General features: G+C 35.6%; 16 protein-coding genes, 1 riboswitch and 1 other annotated feature. Of the genes, 9 read left to right on the forward strand and 7 right to left on the reverse strand.

Features of this window, described 5'->3' with window-relative positions:
* The first annotated feature begins 7 nt into the window (after nucleotides 1-7).
* From menB to AB1K81_RS14450, 7 genes are all read left to right on the forward strand, one after another.
* A complete protein-coding gene (gene menB / locus AB1K81_RS14420; RefSeq protein ID WP_412977353.1) occupies nucleotides 8-826 on the forward strand; it encodes a 1,4-dihydroxy-2-naphthoyl-CoA synthase in 819 nt (272 codons plus the stop codon).
* 88 nt (nucleotides 827-914) lie between these two features.
* Nucleotides 915-2369 (forward strand): o-succinylbenzoate--CoA ligase, encoded by a 1455-nt coding sequence (locus AB1K81_RS14425; RefSeq protein WP_412977354.1) that lies wholly within the window; start codon nucleotides 915-917, stop codon nucleotides 2367-2369.
* Nucleotides 2370-2430: 61 nt separating this feature from the next.
* Complete coding sequence (locus tag AB1K81_RS14430) at nucleotides 2431-2751, forward strand: hydrolase (RefSeq protein ID WP_412977355.1); 321 nt, start codon at nucleotides 2431-2433, stop codon at nucleotides 2749-2751.
* A 105-nt stretch (nucleotides 2752-2856) separates the two neighbouring features.
* Nucleotides 2857-3360, forward strand: coding sequence for a hypothetical protein (locus AB1K81_RS14435; protein WP_412977356.1), 504 nt, complete (start codon nucleotides 2857-2859; stop codon nucleotides 3358-3360).
* Nucleotides 3361-3385: 25 nt separating this feature from the next.
* Nucleotides 3386-3853, forward strand: a complete 468-nt coding sequence (gene ytkD / locus AB1K81_RS14440; RefSeq protein ID WP_412977357.1) for an RNA deprotection pyrophosphohydrolase — start codon at nucleotides 3386-3388, stop codon at nucleotides 3851-3853.
* 99 nt (nucleotides 3854-3952) lie between these two features.
* A complete protein-coding gene (locus AB1K81_RS14445; protein ID WP_412977358.1) occupies nucleotides 3953-4414 on the forward strand; it encodes an SRPBCC family protein in 462 nt (153 codons plus the stop codon).
* A gap of 28 nt (nucleotides 4415-4442) precedes the next feature.
* On the forward strand, nucleotides 4443-5198 hold the full coding sequence (locus AB1K81_RS14450; RefSeq protein ID WP_412977359.1) for a phosphotransferase family protein: 756 nt from the start codon (nucleotides 4443-4445) through the stop codon (nucleotides 5196-5198).
* 53 nt (nucleotides 5199-5251) lie between these two features.
* Here the strand turns inward: AB1K81_RS14450 and AB1K81_RS14455 are convergent, their stop codons facing one another.
* From AB1K81_RS14455 to pckA, 4 genes are all read right to left on the reverse strand, one after another.
* A complete protein-coding gene (locus tag AB1K81_RS14455; RefSeq protein WP_412977360.1) occupies nucleotides 5252-6058 on the reverse strand; it encodes an ABC transporter permease in 807 nt (268 codons plus the stop codon).
* A gap of 27 nt (nucleotides 6059-6085) precedes the next feature.
* Entirely contained in the window at nucleotides 6086-6862 is a 777-nt protein-coding gene (locus AB1K81_RS14460) for an ABC transporter ATP-binding protein (protein ID WP_412977361.1), read from the reverse strand.
* A gap of 11 nt (nucleotides 6863-6873) precedes the next feature.
* Nucleotides 6874-7869 (reverse strand): ABC transporter substrate-binding protein, encoded by a 996-nt coding sequence (locus tag AB1K81_RS14465; protein WP_412977362.1) that lies wholly within the window; start codon nucleotides 7867-7869, stop codon nucleotides 6874-6876.
* A gap of 298 nt (nucleotides 7870-8167) precedes the next feature.
* Nucleotides 8168-9754, reverse strand: a complete 1587-nt coding sequence (gene pckA / locus AB1K81_RS14470) for a phosphoenolpyruvate carboxykinase (ATP) (protein ID WP_412977363.1) — start codon at nucleotides 9752-9754, stop codon at nucleotides 8168-8170.
* Nucleotides 9755-9950: 196 nt separating this feature from the next.
* A riboswitch (SAM riboswitch) is annotated at nucleotides 9951-10057 on the forward strand.
* A 121-nt stretch (nucleotides 10058-10178) separates the two neighbouring features.
* On the opposite strand from pckA, the gene metK reads away from it, so the two are divergent.
* The gene (gene metK, locus AB1K81_RS14475) at nucleotides 10179-11375 is read left to right on the forward strand and encodes a methionine adenosyltransferase (RefSeq protein ID WP_412977364.1); all 1197 of its coding nucleotides are present in this window, start codon (nucleotides 10179-10181) and stop codon (nucleotides 11373-11375) included.
* 52 nt (nucleotides 11376-11427) lie between these two features.
* On the opposite strand, the gene AB1K81_RS14480 is transcribed toward metK, so the two are convergent.
* Both AB1K81_RS14480 and mnmM read right to left on the reverse strand, forming a co-directional pair.
* Nucleotides 11428-11955 carry a gamma carbonic anhydrase gene (locus tag AB1K81_RS14480; protein ID WP_412977365.1) on the reverse strand — a complete coding sequence of 176 codons (528 nt, stop codon included), beginning with the start codon at nucleotides 11953-11955 and terminating at the stop codon, nucleotides 11428-11430.
* An 18-nt stretch (nucleotides 11956-11973) separates the two neighbouring features.
* A complete protein-coding gene (gene mnmM, locus AB1K81_RS14485; RefSeq protein ID WP_412977366.1) occupies nucleotides 11974-12531 on the reverse strand; it encodes a tRNA 5-(aminomethyl)-2-thiouridylate-methyltransferase MnmM in 558 nt (185 codons plus the stop codon).
* Nucleotides 12532-12698: 167 nt separating this feature from the next.
* Nucleotides 12699-12912: a binding site (T-box leader), on the forward strand.
* Between the two features lie 138 nt (nucleotides 12913-13050).
* On the opposite strand from mnmM, the gene leuS reads away from it, so the two are divergent.
* A complete protein-coding gene (leuS, locus tag AB1K81_RS14490) occupies nucleotides 13051-15462 on the forward strand; it encodes a leucine--tRNA ligase (protein WP_412977367.1) in 2412 nt (803 codons plus the stop codon).
* Between the two features lie 50 nt (nucleotides 15463-15512).
* Here the strand turns inward: leuS and AB1K81_RS14495 are convergent, their stop codons facing one another.
* Entirely contained in the window at nucleotides 15513-16271 is a 759-nt protein-coding gene (locus tag AB1K81_RS14495) for a hypothetical protein (RefSeq protein WP_412977368.1), read from the reverse strand.
* Nucleotides 16272-16720: the final 449 nt, after the last annotated feature.

The following is a 16720-nucleotide window of genomic DNA, read 5'->3' on the forward strand; positions in this document are numbered from 1 at the left end:
GAGTACCATGACTGTACAATGGGAAAAAGTTAGAGATTACGAAGAAATAATCTATGAAAAATATAATGGTATTGCGAAAGTTACCATTAATAGACCAGAAAAGCGTAATGCATTTACGCCACTTACTGTAAATGAAATGATTGATGCTTTTGCAGATGCTCGTGATGATTCATCTGTAGGTGTAATTATTTTAACTGGTGCAGGAGATTTAGCATTTTGTTCTGGTGGGGACCAATCAGTTCGTGGACATGGAGGATACGTTGGTAATGACCAAATTCCACGTTTAAACGTACTAGATTTACAACGATTAATCCGTACGATTCCAAAACCAGTAATCGCAATGGTTGCAGGTTACGCTATTGGCGGTGGACATGTTCTTCATGTCGTATGTGATTTAACAATCGCTGCAGATAATGCAAGATTTGGACAAACTGGTCCAAAAGTAGGAAGCTTTGATGCGGGTTACGGTGCTGGATTATTGGCTGAAATGGTTGGCCAAAAACGTGCTCGTGAAATTTGGTACTTATGCCGTCAGTATAATGCGGAAGAAGCTTATGAAATGGGATTAGTTAACAAAGTAGTTCCATTAGAAAATTTAGAGGAAGAAACTTTACAATGGTGTTATGAAATTCTAGAAAAATCACCAACTGCATTACGTTTCCTAAAGGCTTCATTCAATGCTGCGACAGATGGTTTAGCAGGGTTACAACAAATGGGTGGAGATGCAACACTTCTTTACTATACAACAGATGAAGCAAAAGAAGGAAGAGACGCTTTCAAAGAAAAAAGAAAGCCAGACTTCGGTCAATTCCCACGTTTCCCTTGATTTAGTAAGGAATATGATCTTATGAGATAAGTTTACTTAAAAACCTTTGCTTTAAAGAGCAAAGGTTTTTCTTTCAAGAGGTGATTGTATGGCGGAAATAATTCCACACTGGTTAACGAAGCAAGCATATCTTTCTCCAAACCAACCGGCAATTGAAACGGTCAACGGTTCGACTTTAACCTTTTCTGAATTAATGAGACAAAGTCAAGACCTTGCTAAACGTTTAGCAAATCTTGGAATCAGTAATGGAACTCATGTAGGAGTATTATCTAATAATAATACTACGATGATTTTAGTCATTCATGCGCTTAGCTATCTCGGTGCTGTTTGCGTACTATTAAACACAAGACTAACCCCAGATGAATTAAACTACCAAATTCATGACGCAGAAGTGGAAATGGTTATTAGTCAAGATGAATTATTGGATAAGGCTAATCAGTTAAAGGTAAAACAAGTAAAAGGATTTTCAGAAGTAAGGAAGGAAGCCCAGTTAGAGGTCCAACTTGTTTCTGAAATTAATTTAGATGACCCGTTTACTATCATTTATACTTCAGGAACAACAGGGTTTCCAAAAGGGGTCATACATACATATGGTAATCATTGGTGGAGTGCTATTGGTTCTGTATTAAACTTAGGGTTATCAAATAAAGATAAATGGTTAGCAGTACTTCCGTATTTTCATGTTGGAGGACTATCTATTTTCATGAAAAGTGTTATTTATGGTATGCCAGTATACTTAGTGGAAAAGTTCAATGAACAAATAGTACTTGATGCCATTATGAATCGTGGTGTTACGATTGCTTCCGTTGTAACAGTGATGGTTCAACGCATATTGGAAGTTCTTGGACAAAATCACTTTCCAACCCATTTTCGTTGTATGTTACTTGGTGGCGGACCAGCTCCAGTTCCGTTATTAGAACAAGCGAATGATAGAAGGATTCCGATTTTTCAATCGTTTGGAATGACAGAAACCTCTTCCCAAATTGTGACATTGAGCCCAAGGGATGCACTGAAAAAGATAGGTTCAGCTGGTAAACCATTATTCCCTGCGCAAGTTCAGATAATGGGTGCTGATTCAAGCGGGATTGGTGAAATCTTCGTTAAAGGACCAATGGTCACGAATGGATATTTTAATAACCAAGAAGCGAATGAACGAAGCTTTCAAGAAGGTTGGCTAGCTACTGGTGATTTAGGTTACCTAGATGAAGAAGGTTTTCTTTATGTCGTAGACCGTAGAAAAGATTTAATTATTTCTGGTGGGGAAAATATATATCCATCTGAAATTGAAAGTGTTTTATCTGCTTGTAACGGAGTGAGAGAAGTAGGGGTTACGGGTAAACCAGATGTATATTGGGGAGAAATTCCAATTGCTTTTATTGTACGATCCACGGAAAAAATAAACGAAGAAGATATATTACAATTCGCAGAGAAACATTTAGCCCGATATAAACTACCCAAGGAAATTTATTTTGTCGGTGAATTACCTAGAAATGCTTCGAATAAGCTAGTGCGAAGTATGTTATTGGACTTACTGGAGAAATAAAGATTTTCTTCATACATGCTTTTCTAATTTTAAGACAGATTAAAGTTAGGAGGTGTTTGTTATGGAGAAGAAGACTTATTATGTTGAAATTGGCAGTGGTGAAATATCGCAAATTAAGTACCAAAATAATGATAGTTTTACGATTCATGCAACAGATGAAGAGGTAGCGTTGTTACGTGCTAAATTAGCGAATATGCATGATGCTTCTTATAATAGTTTCTGGAGAGCACATGTACCAATTATGCCGTATCATAATGATAAAGCAAACGATAGCTATGATTCGGAAATGGTGGAAGTCTATCAGATGTTACATGATTTAGGTGATGAAACCACGAAAAATCATATTGAAAATATCGGAATTTTAGATGATAATCATATATAAAATAGAGTAGGAATAGGATATATTATCTTATTCCTTTTTCATTGTTTACGACAGGTAGATTAAAGGGAATAGTAATACTAGAAGTTAGTAGGAGGTAATAGAACTATGAAAATAAGGTTTATTCTAGTTGCAATTTGTATATTCATCGCTTTAATCCTACCAACAGTGGCAAATTCAGAAAAGGAAATACTAGAAGTCGGACAAGAGCAGAAGGAAATACCCCGAGATATTTCATACAATGAAATCGTACAGTTGACGGATGGATTTCTCAGTACACTTATTCAAGAAACAGATAAAGATTATCGAGTATTAAAGTATCAGGATAAAGCTTCTATCATAGACGCTTTCAAACATATAACTACTGAAGATGTTGTAAAAGCATATGTCGATTATTATTTTTATGAAGAGAATGGGGGGCTATATTTAGTTCCAACAGAAACTCCACCATGGTTTAATAAACAGAATGAGTATGATGTGGTACAATTAGAAAAGAATAAGTTCTTGGTGAAGCAGGAGAATGAATCCGAACTTTATGGTGAGTACCGAATTGAAATGGAATTTACTTATACAGGCCAAGACTGGAAAATTACAAAAATAACACATCTATGAAGAATAGGTTAAAGGTAGCTGACATATGTTTACATTTCGAGATTTTTATCATAATGAGATTCGCTTCTCATTCCAAGACCATCCTTTCTCAAAGGAACCAAAGCATGTTTGGGTCATTTGTAGATATGAAGAGAAATGGCTTTTGACTAAACATAAAGATAGGGGATTGGAGTTTCCAGGTGGAAAGGTAGAAGAAGGAGAATCTGCTGAAGAAGCGGCTCATCGTGAGGTAATGGAAGAAACGGGAGGCATTATAGAATGCCTAGAATATTTAGGGCAATTTCATGTTGCGGGTAAGGCGGATCATGTAATTAAAAATGTTTATTTTGCTGAAGTAAAGACACTTGAAAAGCAAACTAGCTATTACGAAACAGAAGGGCCAGTACTCTTAGATGAAATACCTAAAAATGTGAAATCAAATAAAAAATATAGTTTTATTATGAAAGATGATGTATTGACTTATTGTTTAAAAAAATTATCTGAAAACGAATAACACCTCAGTTTTGAGGTGTTATTTTATAAGTATATACATTGATTATTACTATTGTTTGATATCTTAATTAAGATGATATTTCTTAAGGTGGTACATAAAATGCCAATTATAAAAACAAATGTCTATATTCATGCACCAATTAATTGTTGCTTTGACCTTGCACGGAATGTGGAAGCTCATACTAAAACAACACTAGGCACAAAAGAAAAGGCGATAGGTGGGGTCACCAGTGGCTTGTTGAATGAAGGGGATATTGTAACTTGGGAAGCAACCCATTTCTGGATTCGTCACAAGTTAACAGCCAAAATAATACATATGGAATACCCATATAAATTTACAGATACCATGGTAAGAGGTATTTTTAAATCCTTTACACACACCCATGAATTTGTTGAGGTAAATCAAAATGAAACGATTATGATTGATATATTCGAATATAGAAGTCCTTTTGGTATAGTTGGAAATATTGCAGATTATTTGTTCTTGGAGAAATATATGAGGAAGTTTTTAGAGAACCGAGGGAAAGAACTAAAGAAACTTGCAGAGAATATTCAGATGTAAATGGGTGACGAATTTATAAAGAAAGGGAGTGGGGAATATCACACATTTAACCAAGCTTGCAGTTGGAAATACAGCCACCATTTATCTGCATAATAACCAGATTGTTAAAGTCTTTCATGATTACTTTACAGTTAGTGATGCGAAATATGAAGCGTCAAAACAAATGGAAGCATATTCAAATGGATTGCCTGTACCAAAAATAATCGAAGTGACATCTCTAGACGGGAAGCCAGCTATTATGATGGAATATATAAGTGGAAAGACCTTAGGTGAATTAATGCTTGCAGATACAGGAAATGCAGCTCATTTTATAGAAAGTGCAGTAGATATACAACTTAAGATTCATTCTATAAAAGCAGATTCCCTTGAACTAATGACGTCTAAGTTACGACGACAAATCTTATCGGCTGAGAAGTTAAACGATTATCAGAAGACAAATCTAATAGAAAAAATGAACGACATGACATTTGATAATAGACTTTGTCATGGGGATTTTCATGTTTTTAACTTAATTCAAAAGGATGATCGCGTAGTTATTATTGACTGGGTAGACTCTAGTTCAGGGGACATTAGAGCGGATGTCTACCGTACTTATTTACTTTATTCGCAGCATTATCCAGAAATAGCAGAGTTATATGTAAAACTTTACTGTGAGAAAAGCGGGGTTAGTAAGGAGGAAATCTTTGCATGGGCTCCAATCGTGGCTGGAGCTAGACTAGCAGAAATTGTTCCTACAGAAGATGCGAATCGATTACTGGAAATTGTTGGGCATTCAACGAACTAAAATAGTTAAACAATAAGGAATAGCGTAGCCCAAACAGGACTACCTATTCCTTATTAAGTTGTATGCTTAATGAGCCAGCTTTCAATTTTTTCAACGACCTTATACATAATCGCAGCAAAGATAGCGATTAGGATTAGAGCTGCCATAACCAAAGTAAAGTCAAAGACTTGGAATCCATATACAATCAAGTAACCTAATCCTTCTTTTGATACGAGAAATTCTCCAACAATGACACCTACCCATGATAAACCAACATTTACCTTCAAAGTGGAAATCATGACGGGTAAATTAGCTGGAAACACTGCTGATTTAAAACACTGCCAGCGTGTTGCCCCAAAACTTCTTAATACTTTTTCATAATTTGGATCTATTTCTCTAAAGCCTGTGTAGACAACAATTGTTGTAATGATAACAGAAATAATTGCTCCCATAGCAATGATAGAAAAATAGCCAGGTCCTAAAGCTACAATAATAATTGGCCCCAAGGCAACTTTAGGCATAGCATTTAAAATGACCAAATAAGGGTCCATTACTTTAGAAAACCTTGTAGATGACCAAAGTAATGAAGCGAGCACTATGCCTAGTATTGTACCGATAATAAAACCTAGTAAGGTTTCAAATAGTGTTACATACGTGTGTGAAATCATGGATCCATCCGATAACTTCTCCATTAGCAGATTAATTACCCTTGTTGGAGAACTGAATAATAGTGGATCTATCCACCTCAATTTACTTGCAAGCTCCCACAACCCAAAAAATCCAACTAGAATGAGAGCTTGCCAAATGAATATAATTCTTTTCTCTCGCTTCAGATTATTTTTATATTTTTGGTACAGCTGCTTATCTTCATGTTGTAACATTATGACATCCCCTTTCTATAAGAGGTGCTAAACATTTTCGGTATCATTTTTGTTTAACTCCTCCCATACTTTATCGAAAATAGACTGGTATTTAGGATGTCTTCGAACTAAAAAGGGCATTTCATTTCTTAGTTCAATAGGTACCTCAAATGTTTTCGCTATTTTTCCAGGGTTTGCACTCATAACGATAATTCTATCACTCATTGCGATTGCTTCCCCTATATCGTGTGTTACTAGAATGGCAGTTTTGTGGTAAGCATGTAATAGTTTATAAACTAGGTCTTCTAATTTCAGCTTCGTTTGAAAGTCTAGAGCGGAAAATGGTTCATCTAACAGTAGAATTTTTGGATCAGTGATTAATGTTCTAACAAGTGCAACACGTTGTCTCATCCCGCCAGATAGGGAAGAAGGGTATTGATTTTCTACATTTTTTAAGCCGACTTCGTTTAACAGTTCAACTGCTTTTTCTTTTAAATCGACATGAATATTTTCTTGTATTTTTGGACCGATTAATACATTATCTAAAATAGTTTTCCAAGGGAATAAATAATCTTGCTGTAACATGTAGCCTATCGCTAATTCAGATTCATCAATTGGCTTATTGTCTAAATGAACTTTCCCTAAAGTTTGATCCATTATCCCTGATACAATAGATAAAATAGTTGATTTACCACAACCACTTGGCCCTAGCAACGAGACAAACTCCCCTTCTTTAACCGAGAAGGAGATATCGTCCAAGGCTTTTGTATAACCGTCTTTAGTAAAATAGTGATGGGTTACATTTTCTAAGGTTAGAAAGGGCATGTTTTCCCTCCTTACTGATTGATTACTTCCTCTGCAATCTCTGTATTTACTAGTTCTTCGTAAGAAATCTCGCCATCAGGTAATTCCCCTGCTTCCTCCATGATGTCGGTTAAATTATTCCACTCTTCTTCATCAAGGACCGGATCGGTTGCAAAGGAACCTTGACTCTTATAACGTTCAATAGAAGAAATTAAAATGTCTAAATCTACATCTTCAAAATACCCTTGAATCGTTTTAGCAATTTCAGCAGAATCAGTTTCTTGCACCCAGCTTTGAGCTTTATAAATTGCTCTTGTGAATTTTTCGATATTTTCTTTATTCTCTTCAATATAGCTTTGTTTTGCCATGAATACAGTATATGGTACATGACCAGATTCTTCACCAAAAGAAGCTATTACATGGCCATTTCCTTCTTTTTCAAAAACACTAGCGGTAGGTTCAAATAATTGAACGTATTCATAATCTCCAGAAAGGAAAGCACCTGGGATATTTGCAAAGTCAATATTTTGATGTAAGGTTAAGTCATTATGTGGATCAATTCCATGTTGTTTTAAAACAAACTCCCCAACCATCTGTGGCATACCGCCTTTACGTTGTCCGAGGAAATTAGAGTCTTTTAAGTCTTTCCAATTAAAATTTGGATGTTCTTCCTTCGCTACTAGAAAGGTTCCATCGGTTTGGGTTAATTGAGCGAAGTTGACAGCATAGTCATTGGAATCTTGTGCATAAACATAAATGGATGTTTCTGACCCAACTAATGCGACATCAATTCCATCTGATAATAAGGCGGTCATTGTTTTATCTCCACCCCAAGTTGTTTGCAATTCTACATTTAATCCTTCCTCTTCAAAGAATCCTTTTTCTATAGCGACATATTGTGGAGCATAGAAAAGAGAACGAGTTACTTCTCCTAACTGAATGGTTGTATCTTCATTACTAGAACTACATGCAGAAAGGAATAACAGTACAATCAATGATACAACCGCAAGATACTTTATTTTTCTCATTCCATTCGACCCTTTCAACAACGAGAATTTTTATGCAAAAATTGAGAGCATTCTCTCTGTTTTGACTAAAGATTTAGAGATGGGAGTTCTCAGGTAAAAACAAGTTATTTACAACCACATAATATGCTCTGTGCAAAAATTGTGTGAATGCCTAGAAAATAATCCTTTTTTACAAAGAAAAAACCGACCTATAGGTTAGGTCGGTTTAAACTAGGACAGCTAGAAAAGTAGATTCCAGCCTTAAATTATAAGTTATAATTTAGTATATAAACCCTCTTGGGATGAGGACAAGATAATATTATTTAAAGAATGGCCCAGCAGCAGCAATTTCAGGACTAACATGTGTGAATTTCTTGAAATTATCATGGAATTTTTTAGCAAGGTCTTTAGCAGCAGCCTCATATGCTACTTTATCTTCCCATGTATTTTTAGGAACGAGTACTTCGTCGGGTACACCTGCAACATGAGCAGGGATATCTAAGCCGAATATTTCATCTTTAATCGTTTCTACACTATTTAGTTCCCCTTCTAATGCGGCATGAACCATTGCTCTCGTGTAGGAAAGTTTAATTCGGCTGCCAACTCCATAAGATCCACCAGTCCATCCTGTGTTAATGAGAAATACATTTGTATTATATAAATCTATCTTTTCCCCTAACATCGTGGCATATGTTGCTGGTGATAACGGAAGGAAAGGTGCACCGAAACAAGCAGAGAATGTTGCTTGAGGTTCCGTAACTCCGCGTTCAGTACCAGCTAGCTTACTAGTATAACCACTTAAGAAGTGATACATTGCCTGTTCTTTAGATAGCTTGCTAATAGGTGGTAACGTACCAGATGCATCTGCAGTTAAGAAAATAATGGTGTTTGGATGTCCTGCGATGCTTGGATTGACAATGTTATCAATATGTTCTAATGGATACGCAGCTCTGGTGTTTTCAGTTAAGGATGTATTATCATAATCCGGTTTACCTGATTCATCATCTAATACGACATTTTCTAATACAGAACCAAATTTGATTGCATTATATATTTGTGGTTCTTTTTCTTCGGATAGGTTGATACATTTAGCGTAACAACCACCTTCAATATTAAACACGCCGCTTGAACTCCATGCATGCTCATCATCGCCAATAAGTTTACGATATGGATCTGCCGATAACGTTGTTTTACCTGTTCCGGATAATCCGAAAAATAACGCAACATCACCTTCATTACCAACGTTTGCTGAGCAGTGCATGGACAGAATATTTTGTTCTGGTAATAAGAAGTTCATGATAGAGAAAATAGACTTTTTAATTTCTCCTGCATATTCTGTACCACCGATTAAAATAACTTTATGTTTAAAGGAAATAAGTATAAATGCTTCTGAATTTGTCCCATCTACTTTTGGATCTGCTTTGAAAGTTGGCGCAGAGATTACCGTAAAGGACGGATCATGAGAAGCTAGCTGTTCTTTTGTTGGTCGAATAAATAATTGCTTCGCAAATAAATTATGCCATGCAAATTCATTAATAACTTGTATTGGTAATTGATAGTTTTTATCCGCTCCAGCGTAACCGTCGAATACAAAAACCTCATCTTTTTGTTTTAAATGATTAATTACTTTTGTGTATAATTTTTCAAATATTTCTTCTTCGATTGGCTGGTTTACATTACCCCAATCTACTTTACTTTCAGATACGGAATCCTTTACAATGAACTTATCTTCTGGAGAACGGCCAGTATATTTTCCAGTAGTAGCGAGTACAGCACCTGTATTCGATAATATACCTTCATTTCGTGAAAGTACTTTTTCAACTAATCGAGCAACAGATAAATTTTTCTTTATACTTTGCTGCGTTAGAAGTTCTTCCAATAATGAGGTTTTCATTACTGTATTCATTAAAATTACCTACCTTTATTTAAGAGATTCAATACATTTGTTTCTTGAAATTAATTATTAGTATAACACATTCAATTAAATAGTCCATACTATTTGTTTATTTTTTATTGTATTATTTTATTAAAGTTTCGTGACAGTGGATTATACTGTTGACATAGGACAATTGATTCAGTTAATCTACAATAGAGCGGATACTCTCTTATTCAGAGTCGGTGGAGGGACAGACCCAGTGAAGCCCGGCAACCATCACTACGGTGAAAAGGTGCTAACCTGAGGCAAGGAAATTTCCTTGAACAATAAGAGCGAAAGGCTAGTAACCCCTTTCCTCATGTAATAAGGAAAGGCTTTTTTTATTGATTAAGGATATACTATCTGATAGATATTTGAGTTCCGTACCAAAGATATAGAGGGAGGATTTAGCCTAATGGCTAAGAATCGTCGATTATTTACTTCTGAGTCTGTAACAGAAGGTCACCCAGATAAAATATGTGACCAAATTTCGGACGCTATTTTAGATGAAATATTAAAAAAGGACCCATTAGCTAGAGTTGCATGTGAAACTACAGTAACAACTGGGTTAGTCTTAGTTGCTGGCGAAATTACGACAACTACTTATGTGGATATTCCGCAAGTTGTTAGACAAACAATTAAAGATATTGGTTATACTCGTGCAAAGTATGGGTTTGATGCTGATACTTGTGCGGTTTTAACTGCAATTGATGAGCAATCACCGGATATTGCAAGTGGTGTAAATAAGGCATTAGAAGCTCGGCTTGGCAAAATGACAGAAAGCGAAATTGATGCAATCGGAGCTGGCGACCAAGGATTAATGTTTGGTTTTGCATGTAATGAAACGAAAGAATTAATGCCATTACCAATTTCCTTAGCTCATAAGCTTTCCAAACGGTTAAGTGATGTACGTAAAGATGGAACTGTTGCTTATCTTCGTCCGGATGGAAAAACACAAGTAACCATTGAATATGATGAAGAAGATCAACCAGTTCGTGTAGACACAATTGTTATCTCTACCCAGCATTCACAAAGTGCCACATTAGAACAAATTGAAAAAGACATAATGGAACATGTGATTAAGCCAGTTGTTCCAGTTGAATTATTAGATGAGAAGACAAAATACTTTATTAACCCGACAGGACGCTTTGTGATTGGTGGACCACAAGGGGATGCTGGATTAACAGGAAGAAAAATTATTGTAGATACGTATGGTGGATATGCTCGCCACGGTGGAGGAGCGTTTAGTGGTAAGGATCCAACTAAAGTTGACCGTTCAGCTGCATATGCTGCTCGTTACGTAGCAAAAAACATAGTAGCAGCAAAACTGGCTGATTCATGTGAAGTCCAACTTGCCTATGCAATCGGAGTAGCGGAACCGGTTTCCATTGCAATCAATACATTCGGTACTGGTGAAGTCAGTGAAGAAGAGCTAGTAAATGCTGTTCGAGACATTTTTGACCTACGACCTGCTGGCATTATTCGTATGCTTGACTTGCAAAATCCAATTTACAAGCAAACAGCTGCTTATGGGCATTTTGGAAGAACTGATGTAGAATTTCCGTGGGAAAAAACAGATAAAGTAGAAGCGTTATTAGAACTAACAAAATAAAGTATAAAAAGCTTAGAACTGATAACTACAAGTTCTAAGCTTTTTTCTAGTTTTAATATTCCAGCCCTAAATTAGTATGTTTTTTATAAAAATGTCCCTTTTCAACATAAGAGGTACGAACACGTTCCATTTCTTTATAATCAGCTCCATTTAGTTCTCGTACTACTTTTGCTGGTCTTCCCATAACTAATGTATGTGGTGGAATCTTTTTACCAGGTGGAACTAAACTCCCCGCACCAACAAAAGCGCTTTCGCCAATTTCAGCCCCATCTAATATAATAGACCCCATACCGATTAAAGCATTTTTTCTTATGATAGAAGAATGAAGTGTTACTTGGTGCCCAACTGTAACATCATCTTCAATAATTAGAGGATTATTGGGACTTTGATGAAGCATGGATAAATCTTGAATACTAACACGTTTACCAATTCTTGTTGGAGCAACATCTCCACGTATTACAGTTTTAAACCATATACTAGATTCTTCTTCAATAGTTACATCCCCAACAATAACAGCATCCTTGGCTACAAAAACAGTTGGATGAATAGAAGGTGATATGTTTTTATAATGATGAATCAATTTAAAACCACTCCTTGATTATTTTTTCTGTATCGCGATTATAAATGGAGGATTATTCTTTTGATTGATAAAACCATATTGAAGTACACTATACTGCTTTTGATCTAGCGAGATGACATGCTTTAAAATAGTATTTTTTTCTTCCTGTCCACCTTCATGTCCATAGTAAACTACTAGAATAATCCGTCCATTTTTCTTGAGATGTTTTAATATAGTATCAATTGCTCTTACGGTGGACTCACCTTTTGTAATAATAGATTTATCGCTTTTTGGTAGATAACCGAGATTAAATATGGCACCTCCGATTTCTATATCCTTAAATAAATAGTTTTCAATATTCTCATGGCTATCTAAAACTAGTGAAACGTTCGTACAATGATGTTCCACTAATAATTGATCAGTATTATCAATCGCTTGTTCTTGAATATCTAATGCTATTACTTCCCCAGTTTCTCCAACTAATTTACTTAAAAATAATGTGTCATTACCGTTACCACATGTAGCATCAATAACTGTCTCTCCTGGAGAAATAATTTCTTCTAATAAATGGTGTGAATAGTTTAATATGCTTTTCATCCTAAGTACCCCTTATGCAAAATTCAATCTGTTTTTAGAATAGCATGTTAAAACATTTTTATGAACTAAAAAAACATGTGCAAATTTGGAAGAAGTTCATATAGTAATTATAAAAAAGGAATATCTTGACAAAGCTAGTAGTATTGATTAAAATTCAATTTAAATATGGAAATGCGATGCGAAGGAGTAGTAGTAATGTAACTCAGGTAAAGAGAGACAATGGTTGGTGTGAATTGTCCCTGAGAAGTTGCGAACTCGCCTTTAATGCTGCAGGAGTGAAGCGAAGTAGTTTCTGCCGTTAATCCGCGTTAAGGATACAAGTGAACGAACTTTTCGTTAATTTGGGTGGTACCGCGGGAAATATAGCTTCTCGTCCCTTTTATTGGGATGAGAGGCTTTTTTGTTTTTACAATATATTAAGTATTAGGTACTTTTTGTAAGGCTTATGTTCCGGGCACGGGCAAGGTTAGTATTTAACAATCTAACAATAAATACCTAAATAAAAAGGAGGAAAAAGAAATGAGCTTTCATCATCATGAAATCGAAAAAAAGTGGCAAAAATACTGGCTTGAAAATAAAACCTTCAAGACCAATACGAAATCTGACAAAGAGAAATTTTATGCGCTAGATATGTTTCCATATCCATCGGGTGCAGGACTACACGTTGGACACCCAGAAGGCTATACTGCAACAGATATTCTATCTCGAATGAAGCGAATGCAAGGTTATGAGGTACTTCATCCAATGGGCTGGGATGCATTTGGACTACCAGCAGAACAGTATGCTCTTGACACTGGCAACAGCCCTGCAGAATTCACGCAACATAATATCAATACATTTAAAAGACAGATTCAAGAACTAGGATTTTCTTATGACTGGGATCGTGAAATAAATACAACCGATCCGAATTATTATAAATGGACCCAGTGGATTTTTACGAAACTTTATGAAAAAGGTCTAGCATATATTGACGAAGTTGCGGTGAATTGGTGCCCAGCTCTTGGCACTGTCCTTGCTAATGAAGAAGTTATTGATGGAAAAAGTGAACGTGGTGGTCATCCTGTAATTCGTAAACCGATGAAACAATGGATGTTAAAAATTACTGCATATGCCGATAGACTTCTTGAAGACTTGGATGAAGTAGATTGGCCAGAAAGTATTAAAGACATGCAACGAAACTGGATTGGACGTTCTGAAGGTGCAGAAGTCACCTTTAATATTGAAGGTCATGAAGAAACGTTTACAGTCTTTACTACTCGTCCGGATACATTGTTTGGTGCAACATATGCAGTTCTAGCACCAGAACATCCAATTGTGGAGAAAATCACTACTCCAAATCAAAAGGAAGCTGTTCAAAAATATTTGAATGAAGTACAAACGAAATCAGATCTTGAAAGAACAGATCTAGCAAAAGATAAAACAGGTGTATTTAGTGGAGCATATGCAATAAACCCAGTAAATCAAGAAAAAATGCCAATTTGGATAGCGGATTATGTGCTAATGTCTTATGGCACGGGTGCAATTATGGCAGTACCTGCACATGATGAAAGAGATTATGAGTTTGCAACGAAATTTGAACTTCCAATCCTTGAAGTAGTAGCAGGTGGAGATATTTCTAAAGAAGCATACACAGGAGACGGGGATCATGTAAATTCTGGATTCCTAAATGGTTTGAATAAGGAAGAAGCCATCTCAAAAATGATTAGCTGGTTAGAAGAGAATGGAGTAGGTACAAAGAAAATCACATACCGTCTACGTGATTGGTTATTCTCGAGACAACGTTATTGGGGAGAACCAATTCCAGTGATTCATTGGGAAGATGGTACAATGACAACTGTTCCAGAGGAAGAGCTTCCATTAGAACTTCCTGTCATGAAGGAAATTAAACCATCTGGTACAGGTGAATCACCACTTGCTAATAGTGATTGGGTCAATGTAGTAGATCCAATAACTGGTAAGAAAGGTCGTCGTGAAACGAATACAATGCCACAATGGGCAGGAAGCTGTTGGTATTTCCTACGTTATATTGATCCGAAAAACAGTGAAAAACTAGCTGATCCGGAACTTCTAGAAAAATGGCTACCAGTTGACATTTATATCGGTGGAGCAGAGCATGCAGTACTTCACTTACTATATGCACGTTTCTGGCATAAATTTCTTTATGATATCGGAGTAGTACCTACTAAAGAACCTTTTATGAAGCTATTTAACCAAGGAATGATTCTTGGTGAAGGTAATGAGAAAATGAGTAAATCAAAAGGAAATGTAGTAAATCCTGATGATATTATTTCTTCTCATGGTGCTGATACACTACGCCTTTATGAAATGTTTATGGGTCCATTAGAGGCTTCTGTAGCATGGTCAACAAATGGTTTAGACGGCGCACGTCGTTTCCTAGACCGTGTGTGGCGACTGTTTATAAATGAAGATGGAAGCCTATCTAATAAAATTGTTGATGGTACTGTACAAAATCTAGAAAAGGTTTACCATGAAACAGTTAAGAAAGTGACCGAAGACTTTGAAAATCTTCATTTTAATACAGGAATCTCGCAAATGATGGTATTTATTAATGAAGGTTATAAAGCAGAGGAACTTCCTAAAGAATATGTGGAAGGATTTGTAAAACTACTTTCGCCGGTTGCTCCTCACCTAGCAGAAGAACTTTGGAGTCGACTAGGACATGAAGGAACAATTAGTTATGAAGCATGGCCAACTTATGATGAATCAAAACTAGTTGAAGATGAAGTGGAGATTGTTATTCAAGTAATGGGTAAAGTCCGTTCGAAAATAAATGTTTCTAAAGATATCGGGAAAGATGATCTTGAAAAACTTGCTTTAGAAGATGAGGCAATTCAAGAATGGATTGCAGGTAAGACAATAAGGAAAGTTGTTGTCGTTCCTGGTAAGCTAGTGAATATAGTAGCAAATTAATAAAAAATGCTCCTAACAGTTGAAGCTGACAGGAGCATTTTTTATTTTTATTATTTACTTGGCATCCATTTAGTCTGAAGTAAAATCCATTTATCTCTATCGAAATACCACAGCGATTCTACTGTTCCTAATTGATCAGCATGGTATGCACCACTAACTTGTTGATAGCTCTTCAAGCCATAGCCTTTGCTCTTACTGATAAACTTAGGTTCAAGAAATGCAATTGGATCTACCATTGCGGAAGTCTTTTGTAAAAGTTTTCCTTCCTTATTATAGATTCCTAATCGAACGTATTCATCTTCTTTATCCTTTACGTTTACTATTGTTGGTTCCAAATCAGGAGAAATCGTTACTTCCACTTTAAACCCATCCTGGAATTTCCCTTTAACAAAAGGTTGTTCTGGAAGCGGTAATTCGGCAAGTTTATTATGAATTAGAGTATGAAGATGGTATTGATATAATCCACCGCTACCACCGGTTGCGCTTTGAAAAAAGATGTCATTAACTTTATCATGGTTCAAATCAATGAATGTTAGGTTTGGATTATATCCACCCATGTAAGGAATTTCCCAAACATTATTTTCACTTGTAGTAATGACTGCAACTAAGTCTCGGTAATAATTTGAATCAGGAGAGAAGAGCATTCCCTTTAGTTCAATTACTTCTTTTACGCCATTACCAGTTAAATCTTCTTCATATGTTTTTATTACTTCAAATTCAGGGTTTTCATTATTTTCTTGTCCATTTATGGAATAAATATCCAAGCTAAGAAATAATAATAGTAGTAATGGATAAGCTATCTTTTTCATAGGCAACCCCTTTTCTTAAGTTATAGTAATGCAAGGTTATCGTGTGTAAAAAAAATGAAGCTATACAGTGTAACAAATGAAAGTCTAATTGAGTATAATGAATTCGTATTAAAAGTTTTATGTGAAAAAATGGAAATAACAATTCTCTTATATTCCATTGACTAGTATGCCAAACAGGTATAATATGTATTCTACTGTTGTTGCTTCATCTTTAAATTTATGGATGAAATAACAGCTATAGAAATCAAAATTTCTAGTTGACATAATTCGTTGTCGGTGGTATAGTATTGTTTATCGTCAAGATATTGATTTTAAATCAATTCAATATAGTTTATAAAAAAACTTGTTGACATAAACTTGGCGTTGTGATAAGATATAAAAGTTGTCGCTAATAAACGACAACAAAGATTTGCTCCTTGAAAACTGAACAAAACAACCAGTATGTCAAG

It is taken from the genome of Ornithinibacillus jepli, assembly GCF_047228935.1.
Classification (GTDB): Bacteria; Bacillota; Bacilli; order Bacillales; family Amphibacillaceae; genus Ornithinibacillus.

Bases quoted from the DNA above. Each gene is read 5' to 3' on its own strand.
- AB1K81_RS14460 (WP_412977361.1), bottom strand. From the start codon at position 6,862: ATGCCCTTTCTAACCTTAGAAAATGTAACCCATCACTATTTTACTAAA.
- AB1K81_RS14455 (WP_412977360.1), bottom strand. From the start codon at position 6,058: ATGTTACAACATGAAGATAAGCAGCTGTACCAAAAATATAAAAATAAT.
- AB1K81_RS14435 (WP_412977356.1), top strand. From the start codon at position 2,857: ATGAAAATAAGGTTTATTCTAGTTGCAATTTGTATATTCATCGCTTTA.
- AB1K81_RS14495 (WP_412977368.1), bottom strand. From the start codon at position 16,271: ATGAAAAAGATAGCTTATCCATTACTACTATTATTATTTCTTAGCTTG.
- AB1K81_RS14445 (WP_412977358.1), top strand. From the start codon at position 3,953: ATGCCAATTATAAAAACAAATGTCTATATTCATGCACCAATTAATTGT.
- pckA (WP_412977363.1), bottom strand. From the start codon at position 9,754: ATGAATACAGTAATGAAAACCTCATTATTGGAAGAACTTCTAACGCAG.
- leuS (WP_412977367.1), top strand. From the start codon at position 13,051: ATGAGCTTTCATCATCATGAAATCGAAAAAAAGTGGCAAAAATACTGG.
- ytkD (WP_412977357.1), top strand. From the start codon at position 3,386: ATGTTTACATTTCGAGATTTTTATCATAATGAGATTCGCTTCTCATTC.
- AB1K81_RS14425 (WP_412977354.1), top strand. From the start codon at position 915: ATGGCGGAAATAATTCCACACTGGTTAACGAAGCAAGCATATCTTTCT.
- AB1K81_RS14465 (WP_412977362.1), bottom strand. From the start codon at position 7,869: ATGAGAAAAATAAAGTATCTTGCGGTTGTATCATTGATTGTACTGTTA.
- mnmM (WP_412977366.1), bottom strand. From the start codon at position 12,531: ATGAAAAGCATATTAAACTATTCACACCATTTATTAGAAGAAATTATT.
- menB (WP_412977353.1), top strand. From the start codon at position 8: ATGACTGTACAATGGGAAAAAGTTAGAGATTACGAAGAAATAATCTAT.
- AB1K81_RS14430 (WP_412977355.1), top strand. From the start codon at position 2,431: ATGGAGAAGAAGACTTATTATGTTGAAATTGGCAGTGGTGAAATATCG.
- metK (WP_412977364.1), top strand. From the start codon at position 10,179: ATGGCTAAGAATCGTCGATTATTTACTTCTGAGTCTGTAACAGAAGGT.